Origin of the sequence: Variovorax sp. PBL-H6 (assembly GCF_901827155.1) — a bacterium.
GTDB lineage: Bacteria > Pseudomonadota > Gammaproteobacteria > Burkholderiales > Burkholderiaceae_C > Variovorax.
Genome location: NZ_LR594659.1, coordinates 4,530,567 through 4,546,709 on the forward strand (window position 1 = coordinate 4,530,567; position 16,143 = coordinate 4,546,709).

Below are 16,143 nucleotides of genomic sequence, written 5' to 3' on the forward strand. Positions count from 1 at the left end.
AGGTGTTTTCGGTCCAGCAGGTCCCCGCCGCGCGACAGCGCACCGGCTTGCTGGTTGTTCAACTCAACCCGGGCCTCAAGCCCACAACCGCCGTCTCCAGACCCAGCCAGCCGCGATGGTGCGACTGCAAACCCTGCGTGACGGAAGGAAATGACACATGTCTGAATCTTTTGCCGATCTATTCGAAGAATCCCTGAAGCGTTCCGAAATGCGCAGCGGCGAGGTCATCACCGCCGAAGTCGTGCGCGTTGAACACAACCACGTCGTGGTCAACGCCGGCCTCAAGTCCGAGGCCTATGTCCCGATCGAGGAGTTCAAGAACGACAAGGGCGAACTCGAAGTACAGGCCGGCGATTTCGTCTCCGTGGCCATCGGCAGCGTCGAGAACGGTTACGGCGACACCATCCTCTCGCGCGACACCGCCAAGCGCCTGGCCTCATGGCTCGCGCTCGAGAAGGCGCTCGAATCCGGCGACTTCGTCACCGGCACCACCAGTGGCAAGGTCAAGGGCGGTCTGACCGTCCTGGTCAATGGCATCCGTGCCTTCCTGCCGGGCTCGCTGATCGATACCCGTCCGATCAAGGACCTGACCCCTTACGAGAACAAGACCCTCGAATTCAAGGTCATCAAGCTCGACCGCAAGCGCAACAACGTGGTGCTCTCGCGCCGCGCCGTGGTCGAGGCCAGCATGGGCGAAGAGCGCGCCAAGCTGATGGAAACGCTGAAGGAAGGCGCAGTCGTGCGCGGCGTGGTCAAGAACATCACCGAGTACGGTGCGTTCGTCGACCTTGGCGGCATCGACGGCCTGCTGCACATCACCGACATGGCCTGGCGCCGCGTCCGCCACCCGAGCGAAGTGGTACAGGCCGGCCAGGAAATCACGGCCAAGATCCTCAAGTTCGACACCGAGAAGAACCGCGTGTCGCTGGGTCTCAAGCAGATGGGGGACGACCCGTGGATGGGCGTCTCGCGCCGCTACCCGCAAGGCACGCGCCTGTTCGGCAAGGTCACCAACATTGCCGACTATGGCGCCTTCGTCGAGCTGGAACCCGGCATCGAGGGCCTGGTCCACGTCTCCGAAATGGACTGGACCAACAAGAACATCGCCCCCAACAAGATCGTCTCGCTGGGCGACGAAGTCGAAGTCATGGTCCTCGAGATCGACGAAGACAAGCGCCGCATCAGCTTGGGCATGAAGCAGTGCAAGGCCAATCCGTGGCAGGAATTCGCGCAGAACACCAAGCGCGGCGACCGCGTCAAGGGTCCGATCAAGTCGATCACCGATTTCGGCGTGTTCGTGGGCCTCGCTGCCGGCATCGACGGCCTGGTGCACCTGTCCGACCTCTCGTGGAACGAGCCCGGCGAAACCGCCGTGCGCAACTACAAGAAGGGTCAGGAAGTCGAGGCGATCGTTTTGGCCGTCGATGTCGACCGCGAGCGCATCAGCCTCGGCATCAAGCAGCTCGACAGCGATCCCTTCACCACCTTCACCACGGTGAATGACAAGGGCCAGATCGTGACGGGCAAGGTCAAGACGGTCGACCCGCGCGGCGCCGAGATCGATCTGGGCGAAGACATCATCGGCTATCTGCGCGCCAGCGAGATCTCCCGCGACCGCGTGGAAGATGCCCGCAACGTGCTCAAGGAGGGCGACGAAGTCACGGCCGTGGTGGTCAATGTGGATCGCAAGACCCGCAACATCCAGCTGTCGATCAAGCAAAAGGACCTGGCCGACGAGCAGGGCGCCATGGCCAACCTGAGCCAGCAGTCGGCACGCGAGAACGCGGGCACGACCAGCCTGGGCGCACTGCTGCGCGCCAAGCTCGACTCCAACAACGAGAAGTAAACAGACGAAGACACGGTGAGCTCTGGCTCACCGTGTCCTTCTGTGGTTTATGACTCGTTCAGACCTTGTTGAGGAGCTGGCCGCGCGCTTCGCGCAACTCACGCACCGCGACGCCGAATACGCGGTCAAGACCATTCTTGACGCAATGAGCGACGCGCTGGTGCGCGGGCACCGCATCGAGATCCGCGGCTTCGGCAGCTTCACGGTGAATCGCCGTCCACCCCGCATTGGGCGCAATCCACGTTCGGGCGAAAGCGTGCAGATCCCCGAAAAGCGCGTGCCGCACTTCAAGCCCGGCAAGGCCCTGCGGGAAGCGGTCGATGCACGCACCGCGGAGCTGGATGCCGAGCAGCGTCGACGCGAAGGCTGAAGCATAGAATTCCCCCGCCAACGGGGACGCGCATGAAATACTTCCTGTGGCTGCTCAAGGCAGCCATTTTTTTTACCCTCTTCGCTTTCGCGCTGAACAACCAGCACGACGCAACCGTCTACTTCTTCTTCGGCACTTCCTGGCGCGCTCCGCTGGTGCTGGTGGTGCTCGCCGCCTTTGCCGGCGGGCTGGTGGTGGGCGCACTCGGCATGCTGCCGGGCTGGTGGAAGCACCGCAGCGCAGCGGCCCAGTTGCCTGGCGCAACGGCCCCTGCTGCCACGTCAGGCGCCGCCCCCGCACCCCCGACCGCCGCGACCGACCTGCCCGCCGTACGCCAACATGGACTTTGATTTCAGCTGGCTGCTGCTTGGCCTGCCGCTCGCATTCATCCTGGGCTGGCTCGCTTCGCGCTTCGATCTTCGTCAGCTGCGCATCGAGAACCTTCAGGCACCCAAAGCCTATTTCCGCGGCCTGAACTTCCTGCTCAATGAGCAGCAGGACCAGGCCATCGACGCCTTCATCGAGGCCGTACAGAACGACCCCGACACACAGGAGCTGCATTTCGCGCTCGGCAACCTGTTCCGCCGCCGCGGCGAGTACCAGCGCGCCGTGCGCGTGCATGAGCACCTGCTGGGCCGGGGCGACCTGAGCCGAGCCGATCGAGACCGCGCACAACACGCGCTGGCGCAGGACTTCCTGCGCGCCGGTCTGCTCGACCGCGCCGAAGCCGCGCTGCAGAAGCTCGAAGGCACCCGCTACGAGAACGAGGCCCGGTTGGCGCTGCTTGCCATCTACGAGCGCTCACGTGAGTGGGCACAGGCCGCTGCCGTCGCGCACAAGCTCGACGAGGCCGAGCAGGCCAGCTACAGCGTGCGACGCGCGCATCACCTGTGCGAGCAAGCCGCCGAGCAGGTGGCTACCGGGGATACCCAAGCCGCGGCCCAACTGCTGAACCAGGCGGTCGCGCTGGCGCCGCAAGCGCCGCGGCCGGCCATCGACACGGCCGCACTGCAACTGCGCAACGGCGATTCCGTCGGCGCTTACAACACGCTCGCCGCGCTGTGCGAGACCGCCCCGTTGGCGCTGCCGCTCTATGCCACGATGCTCCAGCAGGCGGCGGTCGCGTCGCAGCACGGTGGCGAGGCACTGCTCATGCTGCAGCGCCGCTATGCAGAGTCGCCTTCCATCGACGTCCTCGAAGCCATCATGGCACTGGGAGGCACCCCGGTGCTGCCCGACGACATCGCGGCGGAAGCCCCCGGACCCCCGGAGCCGCGCGACGGCTACATCGCCCACCTGAGTCGTCAACCCTCGCTGGTGGCGGCCGCACGCTGGCTGGCCGGCGAGCGCTTCGCGCATGAGCAGTACCACCAGCCGGTGCAGCGGGCTCTGGACCAGGCCACGCGGCCGCTGATGCGCTACCGCTGCGCCGCCTGCGGCTTCGAGGCGCACCAGCATTTCTGGCATTGCCCCGGCTGCCAAGCCTGGGACAGCTATCCGCCGCGGCGTGTGGAAGAGCTCTGAAATCCCTCAAATTGTCGCAACGTCAACACCGTTCGCGATCTTCTGGATCAAATCCAGCCCGCATGCATTCCGCATGCGGCGGGACGCGAGGGCGCGTCTCTTTCACAATTGACAGGGAAATTTCAAGAATGCTGAAGAAGATTCTGGCCATCATGGCCATGCTGTTTGCCGTTGCCTCGTGGGCGGCCGTCGATGCAAACAAGGCGAGCGATGCCGAGCTCGATGCCATCCGGGGAGTAGGTCCTTCGCTCTCCAAGCGCATCATCGACGAGCGAAAGAAGGGCGGAGACTTCAAGAGCTGGCCCGACCTGATGAGCCGGGTCAAGGGTGTGAAGGAAAAGGCGGCTGTCAAGCTGTCGGCCCAGGGCCTGACCGTCAACGGCCAAGCGTTCGACGGCGCGGCGCCGGCGACCAGGGTCGCCAAGGCCGAGTCGAAGAAAGACAAGGCCGAGGGCACGGCAAGGAAAGCCGACCCGAAGCCCTGAGCATCCGGCTTGCGGCCGGGCCGCATCCAGTCGAAAGCCGCCCTCGGGCGGCTTTTTTGCGAGCGCCTCCCATACGAGACACTAGACGCCGTCAGGGGAAAGCCCCACGCAATGGCCCGATATTTGCACGTATGCTCCTCGACGCCTTTTCTATCCGTACGTTCTGGAGACCCCATGATTCACAAGTTCGGCATCGCCCTCGCCGGCCTCGCCCTCGGTGCAGCGGCCCTTGCGCAAACCAAGTGGGACCTGCCCACGGCATACCCGGCCACCAACTTCCACACCGAGAACATCACGCAGTTCGCGAGCGACGTCGACAAGGCGACCGGCGGCAAGCTCAAGATCACCGTTCATGCCAACGCCGCTCTCTTCAAGGCACCGGAAATCAAGCGCGCCGTCCAGGGCGGACAAGCGCAGATGGGCGAGATCCTGCTCGTCAACTACCAGAACGAGTGGCAGATCTTCGGCACCGACGGCATTCCCTTCCTGGCCGACAGCTACGACGCCGCCTGGAAGCTCTACCAGGCCCAGAAGCCGGTACTCGAGAAGAAGCTGGCCGAGCAAGGGATGATGCTGCTGTATTCGGTGGCCTGGCCGCCCCAGGGCATCTTCGTCAAGAAGGAAATCGCTTCAGCCGCCGACCTGAAGGGCGTGAAGTGGCGTGCCTACAGCCCCGCAACCGCGCGCATCGGCGAACTGGTCGGCGCCCAGCCGGTCACGGTCCAACAGGCCGAGCTGTCTCAGGCCATGGCTACAGGCGTGATCGAGTCCTACATGTCCTCCGGTTCGACTGGCTACGACACCAAGACCTACGAGTACATCAAGAACTTCTACGACACGCAGGCTTGGCTACCCAAGAACGCGGTGCTCGTGAACAAGAAGGCCTTCGACGCGCTCGACAAGGCCACCCAGGACGGACTGCTCAAGGCTGGCGCCGAGGCCGAGAAGCGCGGCTGGGACATTTCGAAAAAGAAGAACGTCGAATACCTGGATCTGCTCAAGAAGAACGGCATGACGATCCATTCCCCGTCGGCGCAGCTCAAGGCCGACATGAAGAAGGTCGGCGACACCATGATCAAGGAATGGCTCGACAAGGCCGGCCCCGAAGGGCAGGCCGTGGTAGACGCCTACAAGAAGATGTAGCAGCGCGTGAGCCGGATGCGCAAGACGCTCGACTTCCTCTACGACAGCGCCGCCGCTCTGGCGGCGCTTTTCATGATCGGTCTGCTGGCCTCGGTGCTCTTGTCCATCGTCGGCCGGCAGCTCCACTTCAACATCCCGGGGCTCGATGCCTATGCCGGCTATCTGATGGCAGGCGCTGGCTTCCTGGCGCTGGCCCATACCCTGAAACGCGGCGAGCACATCCGTGTCACGCTGCTGCTCGGCAGCCTGAACGACCGGGCGCGAAAGTGGCTGGAGCGCTGGGCGACGGGAGCGGCGGCACTGCTGGCCACGATCTTCGCCTTCTACAGCGTACGTCTTGCATGGCAATCGCATGCCTACAACGACATCTCGACAGGCAACGACGCGACGCCGCTGTGGCTGCCGCAGCTGAGCATGGCGCTCGGTGCGCTGATCTTCGCCGTCGCCGCGGTCGACGAGTTCCTGATCGAGTGGCGCGGCAGGCCGATGAAGGCCGATCCCACCGAGGCCCTCCGACATGAATGACATCGCCGTCGCCGCGCTGCTGATCGCGAGCCTCTTCCTCATTCTCGGCAGCGGTGTCTGGATCGGCCTCACGCTGTCGGGTGTCGCGTGGATCGGCATGCAGCTGTTCTCCGCCCGCCCCGCAGGTGATGCGATGGCGGTCACCATCTGGGGTTCGGCCTCGGGTTGGACACTCACTGCCCTGCCCCTGTTCCTCTGGATGGGTGAGGTGCTTTTCCGCACCCGCCTGTCGCAGGACATGTTCAAGGGCCTGGCGCCATGGATGCAGCGGCTGCCAGGTCGGCTGCTGCACACCAACGTGGCAGGGTGTGCAGTGTTTGCAGCCGTCTCCGGCTCGAGCGCCGCCACCTGTGCAACCATCGGCAAGATGACGCTGCCCGAGCTCAAGCGGCGCGGCTACCCGGACGACATGGTGATCGGCACGCTGGCCGGGGCCGGCACGCTGGGCCTGCTCATCCCGCCCTCCATCATCATGATCGTCTATGGCGTGAGCGCCGACGTGTCGATCGCCAAGCTCTTCATCGCCGGCGTGGTGCCGGGCATCCTGCTGGCCGTGCTGTTCTCGGGCTATATCGCGGTGTGGGCACTGATGAATCCGCAGCGCGTTCCTCCGCCCGATCCGCCGATGAGCTTCGTGCAGAAGCTGCGCGAATCGCTGAGCCTGATACCTGTCGCGATACTGATCCTTGCCGTACTGGGCTCGATCTACGCAGGCATTGCCACCGCCACCGAGGCTGCGGCCGTCGGCGTTGTCGGGGCGCTGGCGATCTCGGCGGCGCAGGGCTCGCTCAACTGGCAGACTTTCAAGGACTCGCTGCTGGGCGCCACGCGCCTGTACTGCATGATGGCGCTGATCCTCGCCGGCGCCGCGTTCCTCACGCTTGCCATGGGCTATATCGGCCTCCCGAGACACCTTGCGGAATGGATCGGCTCGCTCGGCCTGTCGAAGTTCCAGCTGGTGGTCATGCTGGCGGTGTTCTACATCGTGCTCGGCTGCTTCCTCGACGGCATTTCGATGGTCGTGCTGACCATGGGCGTGGTGATGCCGACGGTGCTGGCGGCGGGCATCGATCCGCTGTGGTTCGGCATCTTCGTCGTGCTGGTGGTCGAGATGGCGCAAATCACGCCGCCGGTGGGCTTCAACCTTTTCGTGCTGCAAGGCATGACCGGCAAGGACCTGCTCTACATCGCGCGCGTGACCCTGCCGATGTTCGCGCTGATGATGGCGGCGGTGTTGCTCATCTACTTCGCCCCCGACCTGGTCACCTGGCTGCCGCGGCAGATGGCGCCTTGAAGGGGGAGATACTTCCTCGCATGCTGCCGCACGTCCTCGCCATCTGCGCTGGCGCCTCGATCGGGGCCCTGTGCCGCTGGGGCCTGGGCCTCTGGCTCACGACCACCGCCTTCCCCTACGGCACCCTCGCGTCCAACCTGGTCGGCGGCTACCTGATCGGCATCGCGGTCGCCGTGTTCCAGGCCATGCCGCAGCTCGACCCCGCCTGGCGCCTCCTGCTCATCACCGGCTTCCTCGGCGGGCTCACCACCTTTTCGAGCTTCTCGGCCGAAGTCGTCGCGATGCTGATGAACGAGCGCCTGGGCCTGGCGCTGGGCACTGCGGCGCTGCATGTCGGCGGCTCGCTCTTTCTCACCTGGCTCGGCATCCGCTCGGTGCAGCAATTCGGCGCCTGACCGAAGGGGTTCGCGCGGGGGCCGCTCGATAGAATCGAACGCGATGCCCCTTGTCCTCCTCGTCGCACTTCCCTTCATCGCCAGTGTGATCGCGGCCTCGCTGCCGTCGAATGCGCGCAACCGGGAATCGACGCTTGCAGGCTTGATCGCGCTGGGCTGCGCGGTGCAGGTGGCGTGGCTCTTTCCTCGCATGGCCGCAGGCGACGTGATCCGCGAAGAGGTCCGCTGGATTCCCGCGCTGGGCCTCGACCTCGTGTTCCGGATGGACGGCTTCGCCTGGCTGTTCTGCATGCTCGTGCTCGGCATCGGCGCACTGGTGGTGCTGTACGCGCGCTACTACATGTCACCCTCGGACCCGGTGCCGCGCTTCTTCTCCTTCTTTCTCGCCTTCATGGGATCGATGATGGGCGTGGTGCTCTCGGGCAACCTGATCCAGATGGTGCTGTTCTGGGAGCTCACCAGCCTGTTTTCCTTCCTGTTGATCGGCTATTGGCATCACCGCCGCGATGCGCGGCGCGGCGCGCGCATGGCGCTCACGGTCACCGGCGCGGGCGGGCTGTGCCTGCTGGCCGGGGTGCTGGTGCTGGGCCGCATCGTCGGCAGCTACGAGCTCGACGCAGTGCTGGCTTCCGGCGATCAGATCCGCGCCAGCCATCTCTATCCACTGGTGCTGCTGCTCGTGCTGCTCGGCGCCTTCACCAAGAGCGCTCAATTCCCTTTCCACTTCTGGCTGCCGCGCGCCATGGCGGCACCCACGCCGGTGTCGGCCTACCTGCATTCGGCCACGATGGTGAAGCTGGGCGTCTTCCTCATGGCGCGGTTGTGGCCGGTCCTCTCCGGCACCGAATCTTGGTTCTGGCTGGTGGGCGGTGCCGGCGCCACCACCCTGCTGCTGGGCGGCTACGTGGCGATGTTCCAGCGCGACCTCAAGGCGCTGCTCGCCTATTCGACCATCTCGCATCTGGGGCTCATCACGCTGCTGCTCGGGCTCAACAGCCCGCTCGCCGCCGTCGCGGCCGTCTTTCACGTGATGAACCATGCGACCTTCAAGGCCTCGCTCTTCATGGCAGCCGGCATCATCGATCACGAGAGCGGCACACGCGACATCCGAAAGCTCAGCGGCCTGCTCAAGCTCATGCCCATCACAGGCACCCTGGCCATCATTGCCAGCGCGTCGATGGCGGGCGTACCGCTGCTCAACGGCTTCCTCTCGAAGGAGATGTTCTTCGCCGAGACCGTCTTCATCCAGGCGACGCCGTGGGTCAACCGGAGCCTCCCCGTCATTGCCACGCTGGCCGGCGTCTTCAGCGTGGCCTACTCCGCCCGCTTCGTATTCGACGTCTTCTTCGGCCCACTGCCCGGGCCCGAGGTGCCGAAGCAGCCACACGAGCCGCCGCGCTGGATGCGCGTGCCGGCCGACCTGCTGGTCCTGATCTGCCTGGTGGTGGGCGTGGCTCCCGCCTGGTCGGTGGGCAGCTTTCTCGCCACTGCCGCGGCGCCCGTGGTCGGCGGCACGCTGCCCGAATACAGCCTTGCGGTGTGGCACGGCTTCAACCTTCCGTTCGCAATGAGCGCTGTCGCGCTGGTCGGCGGTGCCGGGCTCTACCTGCTGCAGCGGCGAGGCCGCGCGCACGGAGCGCTCGAACATACCCCTCTGCTGCATCGCTTCGACGGTCAGCGCATGTTCGAAAACCTCATTGCCCGCCTGAGCGAGGCCGGCAGGCGCAGCCGCCGCGTGCTGGGAACGCGGCGCATGCAGATGCAGTTGCTGCTGCTCGTCGTGGTGGCGGTGGCGGGAGCCGGGGCATCGCTTTGGCTCACGCCGGCGAGCCGAGGCACGCGCGAGCTCTTGCCGTTCTCGCCGATGTTCGCCATGACCTGGGTGATCGGTTGCACCTGTGCGCTTGCGGCTGCGTGGCAGGCCAAGTTCCATCGCCTGGCCTCGCTGATGCTGGCCTCCGGCGCAGGCCTGGTGTGCTGCACCACTTACATCTGGTTCTCGGCGCCCGACCTCGCGCTGACGCAACTGGTGGTCGAGACCGTGACGATGGTGCTGATCCTGCTCGGCCTGCGCTGGCTGCCGATGCGTACTGCCAAGCCGCAGCCGGTGCGCGCGCGGCTCAGGCCGTGGGGCCGGCGCGGGCGCGACCTGCTGGTGGCAGCCGCCGCAGGTGCCGGCATGGCGGCGCTCGCATGGACGATGATGACCCGGCTTTTCCCACAGAGCATCTCGCCCTTCTTCCTCGACCGCGCGCTGTCCGAAGGCGGTGGCACCAACGTGGTCAACGTGATGCTGGTCGACTTCCGCGGCTTCGACACCTTCGGCGAAATCACGGTGCTCGGCATCGTGGCGCTGACGGTCTATGCGCTGCTGCGGCGCTTCCGCCCTGCGCGCGAATCGATGGCCTTGCCCGCACAGCAGCGGGCTCAACCCGATGACGGCAGCAGCGATCTGCTCAACCCGCGCCGCGCCCCGGACACGGCCATCGGCTACCTGATGGTGCCGGCCGTGCTGGTGCGCTTTCTGCTGCCCCTGGCCGCGCTGGTGTCGGTCTATTTCTTCATGCGCGGGCACAACCAGCCGGGCGGCGGCTTTGTCGCCGGGCTGGTGATGTCGGTGGCGCTCCTGCTCCAGTTCATCGTCTCGGGTGCCGAATGGGTGGAGGAACACCTGCGCATCTATCCACGCCGCTGGATCGCCCTCGGCCTGCTGCTGGCACTGGCCACCGGCTCGGGCGCCCTGCCTTTCGGCTATCCCTTCCTCACCACGCACACCGCGCACCTGCACCTGCCGGTGCTCGGCGAAGTGCACGTGCCGAGCGCCCTCTTCTTCGACATCGGCGTGTTCGCGCTCGTGCTCGGCGCGACGATGCTGATCCTCACGGCGCTGGCGCACCAATCCATCCGCAGCCATCGCTGGGCCGATGAACAGGCGGAGAAGGAAGCCGAGCGCGCCGCGCTCCAAGCGAAGGGCGCCGCCTGATGGAAGCCGTGCTCGCCATTGCGATCGGCGTCCTCACCGGCTCGGGTGTGTACCTGCTGCTGCGCCCGCGCACCTTCCAGGTGATCATGGGCCTCACACTGATCTCCTACGGCGTCAACCTCTTCATCTTCAGCATGGGCCGCGTCAAGGTCGACAGCGAGCCGGTGCTGGTCCCCGGCCTTGCCGCCACCCTGGCCAACACAGCCGATCCGATGCCGCAGGCGCTGGTGCTGACCGCCATCGTGATCGGCTTCGCGATGACGGCACTGTTCCTGGTCGTGCTGCTGGCCTCGCGCGGGCTCAGCGGCACCGACCACGTGGACGGTGAAGAAGCGAAGGAGCTCAGGGAATGACGGGCCTCGTCTCCTTCCTCGACCGCCTGCTCGAGTTCAGCATGCCGCACCTGGTCGCGGTGCCGATCCTGCTGCCGCTCCTCACGGCCGCGCTGATGCTCATCATGGGCGAGGACCGCCGTCGCACCAAATCCTTCCTGAGCGTGGTCTCGGGCCTGCTGGGCCTTCTGGCCGCACTGGCTCTGCTGCGCTGGGTCAACGCCGCGGGGACCGGGAGTGGTCCCGGTTCGATCGGGGTCTACCTGCCCGGCAACTGGCGCGCGCCCTTCGGCATCGTGCTGGTGGCCGACCGGCTCTCGACCCTGATGGTCGCGCTCACCGGCGTGGTCGCCTTCTGCGCCTCGATTTATTCCACCTCGCGCTGGGACCGCGCGGGCGTGCATTTCCACCCGTTGCTGCAGCTGCAGCTCATGGGCCTCAACGGCGCGTTCCTCACCGGCGACCTGTTCAACCTCTTCGTCTTCTTCGAGGTCATGCTGGCTGCTTCTTACGGCCTGCTGCTGCATGGCTCCGGCCGACTGCGCGTGCAGGCCGGCCTGCACTACGTGGCGATCAACCTCGCGGCCTCATCGCTGTTCCTGGTCGGCGCGGCCCTGCTCTACGGGGCGACGGGAACCCTCAACATGGCCGATCTTGGGCTGCGCATCGCGCAGCTGGCGCCGGCCGATCGCGGGCTGGTGCACGCGGCGGCGGCCATCCTTGCCACGGCCTTCTTCGCCAAGGCCGGCGCCTGGCCGCTCAACTTCTGGCTGGTGCCGGCCTACAGCGCCGCAGTGTCGCCGGTGGGCGCGGTGTTCGCGCTGCTCACCAAGCTCGGCATCTACACGCTGCTGCGGCTGTGGACTCTGCTGTTCGCTCCCGACGCAGGCAGCTCGGCGCTGTTCGGACAAGGAGCGCTGATCGCGATCGGACTGGCCACCTTGTTTTGTGGTGCGCTCGGCATCGTCGGCACGCAGCGCCTGTCCAACCTGGCCGGCTTCAGCGTGCTGGTGTCCGCCGGCACGCTGCTGACGGCGATCGGCCTCGGCCAGCCATCGGTCTGGGCCGGCGCGCTCTACTACCTGTTGAGCTCCACGCTGGCAGTCAGCGCCTTCTTCCTGCTGATCGACATGATCGAGCGCTGGCGCAACGCCGGCCTGAGCATCGCGCCGCACGAGACATCCGGCGGCGCGCCTTTCCTCGCGGAAGACCTGAGCAACCTGGAAGAGGTCAACCTCGACGACGAGGCGCAGGCACTCTACGGCCGGGCCATTCCCGCCGGCATTGCCTTTCTGGGCTTCAGCTTTCTCGGATGCACGCTGCTGCTGGCGGGCTTGCCGCCCCTGTCGGGCTTCGTCGGCAAGTTCGCGATGCTCTCGGGCCTTCTGGGCGGAGCGCGCGCCCTCGCGCCGGCCGACTGGGCTTTCACCGCGCTGTTGCTCGCCTCCGGGTTTCTCACGCTGATCGCGCTGAGCCGCACCGGGATCCGCCATTTCTGGACCCAGCCGCACGGAACCCTGCCCGCGCTGCGTGCGCTCGAGGTGCTTCCGGTGGCGGCGCTGCTGGCTGCCTGCCTGGCGCTCACGCTGATGGCCGAGCCCGTCATGCAGCACGCCAGCGCCACCGCCCAGGGGCTGCGTTCCCCCCGCGCCTATCGCGAAGCCGTGTTCGGTGCCCGTCAGCGGCCCGGCCCGACGACCCTCTCCAAGGGAGACTCCGCGCCATGATCAAGCGTTGGCTGCCCTCGCCGCTGCTGTCGCTGGCGCTTTTCGTCGTCTGGCTGCTGCTGAACCAGTCGCTGCATGCGGCCACGCTGCTGCTCGCGGCCCTGCTCGCGATCGCAGTCCCGCTGCTGACGCAAAGCCTGCGGCCCGCGCGCGTGAAGATGCGCAAGCCCTTCCTGGCAATACGGCTGGGCGGCGTGGTGGCCTTCGACCTCGTGGTTTCGGCGTTCACCGTCGCCCGCCTGCTCCTCACCCGCCGCAGCAGCGAGATGTCGCCTCGCTTCGTGCACGTACCGCTCGCGATGCGAGATCCCAACGCGCTCGCCACGCTGGCGATGATCCTCTGCCTCACGCCCGGCACGGCCTGGGGCGAGATCGCGCTGGACCGCGCGACCCTGCTGATCCACGTCTTCGACGAGGACGACGCGGCGGCCTTCATCGAGATGATCAAGACCCGCTACGAGCGTCCACTGATGGAGATCTTCGAATCATGACTCCGGTACTCCTCTGGGCACTCAAGCTGGCGCTGCTGTTGCTCGCCGTGGCCATGCTCTGCGCGCTGGCGCGGCTGCTCATCGGTCCCACCGCGCAGGACCGCGTCATGGCGCTGGACTGCCTCTACATCAACGGCATGCTCATGATGCTGGTGCTCGGCATCGTCTACGCCAGCAACGTGTACTTCGAGGCAGCGATGCTGATCGCTCTGTTCGGCTTCGTCGGCTCCACCGCGCTCGCCAAATTCCTGCTGCGCGGCGAGGTGATCGAATGAACCAATTCATTGCGGGCCCGCTGCCGCTTTGGGCCGAGATCCTGACCGCAGTGTTCGCCGTCGCCGGCGCCGCCTTCGCCGCGATCGGCTCCTTCGGGCTGGTGCGGCTTCCCACCTTCTTCAGGCGCATTCACGCGCCCACGCTGGGCTCCACGCTCGGCACGTGGTGCATCACGCTGGCAACGACCGTCTACTTCTCGGTGCAAGGGGCACAGCTCTTCCTCCATGCGGTGCTGATCGCTTTCTTCGTCGCGCTCAGTGCGCCCGTCACGACCATCTTCCTGATGCGCGCCGCATTGTTTCGGGAGCGCCAAAAAGGCGGCGGCGTGCCGCCCAGGAGTGGCTGAAGCTGATGCTCAAAGCCCGGCAAACCACTTGAATCCGGCAACCAGGCCGCCGCCCACCAGCGCAAGGAGGACCACGCGTCCCCAGCCGACGGCCTCCGGGTCCGCTTCCTCGTAACGCTCGAGCGGCGTCATCTTGTCGAAGCTGTTGTCGGTCTTCTCCCGTGCCCAGTCGTGGAAGTTGTCTCGATCTGTATTCATGTAATACATTTTAGCTATATGTAAACAAATAATGCGAACGTAGGCGTTCATTTTTGCAGCGGCGTTGTCTGGAAGGGTGACACGGCTATACAAGAATTCGCCTTCGACTTACCGCTGCTTCACACAGGCGGCGCACGATGAAGGCACTTCGTTGAACCATTAGGAGCTCGCATGAAGAAGATCTCTTTCGCTGTCGGCGCCGCTGCGTTGCTCTCGCTCGGCGCCTTCGCCACCGCGCCGGCCCATGCACATGATGGCCGCTACGGTTACGACAACCGGGTGATCGTCGTTCCCGCGCCGCCTCCGCCGCCGCGGGCCTACTACGCACCCCCGCCGCGCCACTATGACGACCGCCGCTATTACCACCGTGAACGCGGCTGGCGCGACAACGATCGCGATGGCGTGCCGAACCGCTACGACCGTGATCGCGACGGCGACGGCGTGCCCAACTACTACGACCGCCGGCCGAACAACCCCTACAGGTACTGAGCCGGGCGCCAAGGGGCCGCGGCGCCCCCACCCTGTCGCCAGCGCCAGCGGCACGGCACGGCAACCACAAAGGCGAACACGCCTCACGGGTGCAGCGCCTCGAAATCTCCGCAAGATGTGGACGCCGTCCAGCATCTTTGATATGGTTTGTGTACACCATCCACAAATCACAACAACATGAACCGGAAACACATGGAAGGGCGCCGGCGCTGGCTGGCGCTGATGGTCCTTTGCCTTGGCGTGCTCATGATCGTGCTCGACACCACGATCGTGAATGTCGCCCTTCCCTCCATCCGTTCCGATCTCGGCTTCAGCGAGACCTCGCTCGTCTGGGTCATCAATGCCTACATGCTGACCTTCGGCGGCTTCCTGCTGCTGGGCGGCCGACTGGGCGACCTCTTCGGGCACCGCCGGCTGTTCCTCGCCGGCATCACCTTGTTCACGCTGGCTTCACTTGCCTGCGGCCTGTCGAACTCGCAGGCGCTGCTGATCGCGGCGCGCGCGGTCCAAGGCCTGGGCGGCGCCGTGGTCTCGGCGGTGGCGCTCTCGCTGATCATGAACCTGTTCACCGAGCCGGCCGAACGCGCCGAGGCGATGGGTGTCTACGGCTTCGTGTGCGCCGGCGGCGGCAGCATCGGCGTGCTGCTCGGCGGCTTGCTGACACATACGTTGAGCTGGCATTGGATCTTTCTCGTCAACCTGCCGATCGGCGTGGCTGTCTATTCGCTGTGCCTGGCACTGCTGCCACACCTGCCTGGCCAGGCGGCCGGCGAGCGGCTCGACGTCGCCGGCGCGCTCTCGGTCACCGCTTCGCTGATGCTGGCGGTCTATGCCATCGTCAACGGCAACGAGGCCGGCTGGACCTCCATGCAGACACTCGGCCTGCTCGGCCTCGCCGCGCTGCTGCTGGCAGCGTTCATCGCCATCGAGGCGCGCGTTCGCCACCCGCTGATGCCGCTGCGCCTGTTCGGGCTGCGCAACGTCGCCGTCGCCAATGTGATGGGCGTGCTCTGGGCCGCCGCGATGTTCGCCTGGTTCTTCATCTCGGCGCTCTACCTGCAACTCGTACTGGGCTACAGCCCGATGCAGGTGGGGCTGGCCTTCCTGCCGGCCAACCTGATCATGGCCGCCTTTTCGCTTGGCCTGTCGGCCAGACTGGTGATGCGCTTCGGCAACCGCGGCCCCTTGGCATTCGGGCTGCTGCTGGCCGCAGCGGGCCTGCTGCTCTTTGCTGGCGCGCCGGTCCAAGGCAGTTTCCTGCTGCACGTGATGCCCGGCATGACACTGCTTGGCCTGGGCGCCGGCATCGCGCTCAATCCCATGCTGCTGGTCGCGATGAGCGACGTTGCACCGAGTGAATCGGGCCTGGCCTCCGGCATCGTCAACACCGCATTCATGATGGGCGGCGCTTTGGGCCTGGCCGTGCTGGCGAGCCTGGCTTCGGCTCGCACCGAGGGCATGGCCGCAGCTGGCGCCGGACCGCTGCCCGCGCTGGTGGGCGGTTACCAGTTGGCCTTCGTGGTCGGCGCCGCGTTCGCGGCGGGGGCGGCGCTGCTGGGCGCGCTGCTGCTGCGCGCCGGAACGCAGGCCGCGGCCATCGGCGGCAAGCAGCAGGCAGAGGCGGGACGAACGAGTTGAGCACAGGTGCCCATCGTGTAACCGCTACGACGTTGGAACTTCGCCTACAGAATTCGAGCACTCCGCCGCTCACCATGAATG

Annotated in this window: 18 protein-coding genes; 17 read left to right on the forward strand and 1 reads right to left on the reverse strand. The window is 66.1% G+C overall.

What is annotated here, in order from left to right; all coding sequences use genetic code 11:
- Positions 1-157 precede the first annotated feature (157 nt).
- From rpsA to mnhG, 15 genes are all read left to right on the forward strand, one after another.
- Positions 158-1,846 carry a 30S ribosomal protein S1 gene (gene rpsA / locus G3W89_RS21430; protein WP_162576064.1) on the forward strand — a complete coding sequence of 563 codons (1,689 nt, stop codon included), beginning with the start codon at positions 158-160 and terminating at the stop codon, positions 1,844-1,846.
- Between the two features lie 49 nt (positions 1,847-1,895).
- Complete coding sequence (locus G3W89_RS21435; protein WP_068685143.1) at positions 1,896-2,216, forward strand: integration host factor subunit beta; 321 nt, start codon at positions 1,896-1,898, stop codon at positions 2,214-2,216.
- 32 nt (positions 2,217-2,248) lie between these two features.
- Positions 2,249-2,566 carry a LapA family protein gene (locus tag G3W89_RS21440; RefSeq protein WP_162576065.1) on the forward strand — a complete coding sequence of 106 codons (318 nt, stop codon included), beginning with the start codon at positions 2,249-2,251 and terminating at the stop codon, positions 2,564-2,566.
- A complete protein-coding gene (lapB, locus tag G3W89_RS21445) occupies positions 2,556-3,740 on the forward strand; it encodes a lipopolysaccharide assembly protein LapB (RefSeq protein WP_162576066.1) in 1,185 nt (394 codons plus the stop codon). The genes G3W89_RS21440 and lapB overlap by 11 nt, the downstream gene beginning before the upstream one ends.
- Before the next feature lie 128 nt (positions 3,741-3,868).
- Positions 3,869-4,225, forward strand: a complete 357-nt coding sequence (locus G3W89_RS21450) for a ComEA family DNA-binding protein (RefSeq protein WP_162576067.1) — start codon at positions 3,869-3,871, stop codon at positions 4,223-4,225.
- A gap of 174 nt (positions 4,226-4,399) precedes the next feature.
- Positions 4,400-5,368, forward strand: a complete 969-nt coding sequence (locus G3W89_RS21455; RefSeq protein ID WP_162576068.1) for a TRAP transporter substrate-binding protein — start codon at positions 4,400-4,402, stop codon at positions 5,366-5,368.
- A 15-nt stretch (positions 5,369-5,383) separates the two neighbouring features.
- Positions 5,384-5,893, forward strand: a complete 510-nt coding sequence (locus tag G3W89_RS21460; protein ID WP_162577587.1) for a TRAP transporter small permease — start codon at positions 5,384-5,386, stop codon at positions 5,891-5,893.
- Positions 5,886-7,187 (forward strand): TRAP transporter large permease, encoded by a 1,302-nt coding sequence (locus tag G3W89_RS21465; protein ID WP_162576069.1) that lies wholly within the window; start codon positions 5,886-5,888, stop codon positions 7,185-7,187. Before G3W89_RS21460 ends, G3W89_RS21465 begins: the two co-directional genes overlap by 8 nt.
- A 20-nt stretch (positions 7,188-7,207) precedes the next feature.
- Positions 7,208-7,582, forward strand: coding sequence for a fluoride efflux transporter CrcB (crcB, locus tag G3W89_RS21470; RefSeq protein WP_174258275.1), 375 nt, complete (start codon positions 7,208-7,210; stop codon positions 7,580-7,582).
- A 43-nt stretch (positions 7,583-7,625) separates the two neighbouring features.
- Entirely contained in the window at positions 7,626-10,565 is a 2,940-nt protein-coding gene (locus tag G3W89_RS21475; RefSeq protein ID WP_162576070.1) for a monovalent cation/H+ antiporter subunit A, read from the forward strand.
- The gene (locus tag G3W89_RS21480) at positions 10,565-10,918 is read left to right on the forward strand and encodes a Na+/H+ antiporter subunit C (RefSeq protein WP_162576071.1); all 354 of its coding nucleotides are present in this window, start codon (positions 10,565-10,567) and stop codon (positions 10,916-10,918) included. The genes G3W89_RS21475 and G3W89_RS21480 overlap by 1 nt, the downstream gene beginning before the upstream one ends.
- On the forward strand, positions 10,915-12,624 hold the full coding sequence (locus tag G3W89_RS21485; RefSeq protein WP_162576072.1) for a monovalent cation/H+ antiporter subunit D: 1,710 nt from the start codon (positions 10,915-10,917) through the stop codon (positions 12,622-12,624). The genes G3W89_RS21480 and G3W89_RS21485 overlap by 4 nt, the downstream gene beginning before the upstream one ends.
- Positions 12,624-13,115: a Na+/H+ antiporter subunit E gene (locus G3W89_RS21490; protein WP_162577589.1), complete on the forward strand. Its 492-nt coding sequence runs from the start codon at positions 12,624-12,626 to the stop codon at positions 13,113-13,115. The genes G3W89_RS21485 and G3W89_RS21490 overlap by 1 nt, the downstream gene beginning before the upstream one ends.
- Positions 13,112-13,390: a K+/H+ antiporter subunit F gene (locus G3W89_RS21495; RefSeq protein WP_162576073.1), complete on the forward strand. Its 279-nt coding sequence runs from the start codon at positions 13,112-13,114 to the stop codon at positions 13,388-13,390. The genes G3W89_RS21490 and G3W89_RS21495 overlap by 4 nt, the downstream gene beginning before the upstream one ends.
- Positions 13,387-13,737 (forward strand): monovalent cation/H(+) antiporter subunit G, encoded by a 351-nt coding sequence (gene mnhG / locus G3W89_RS21500; protein WP_162576074.1) that lies wholly within the window; start codon positions 13,387-13,389, stop codon positions 13,735-13,737. Before G3W89_RS21495 ends, mnhG begins: the two co-directional genes overlap by 4 nt.
- Before the next feature lie 9 nt (positions 13,738-13,746).
- Here mnhG and G3W89_RS21505 read toward each other — a convergent pair whose 3' ends face one another.
- On the reverse strand, positions 13,747-13,935 hold the full coding sequence (locus G3W89_RS21505; protein ID WP_162576075.1) for a hypothetical protein: 189 nt from the start codon (positions 13,933-13,935) through the stop codon (positions 13,747-13,749).
- A 171-nt stretch (positions 13,936-14,106) separates the two neighbouring features.
- Between G3W89_RS21505 and G3W89_RS21510 the strand changes: the two genes are divergently transcribed.
- Together G3W89_RS21510 and G3W89_RS21515 are read left to right on the forward strand one after the other, a co-directional pair.
- On the forward strand, positions 14,107-14,424 hold the full coding sequence (locus G3W89_RS21510) for a thrombospondin type 3 repeat-containing protein (RefSeq protein WP_162576076.1): 318 nt from the start codon (positions 14,107-14,109) through the stop codon (positions 14,422-14,424).
- A gap of 177 nt (positions 14,425-14,601) precedes the next feature.
- Positions 14,602-16,062: a DHA2 family efflux MFS transporter permease subunit gene (locus tag G3W89_RS21515; RefSeq protein ID WP_162576077.1), complete on the forward strand. Its 1,461-nt coding sequence runs from the start codon at positions 14,602-14,604 to the stop codon at positions 16,060-16,062.
- Positions 16,063-16,143 lie beyond the last annotated feature (81 nt).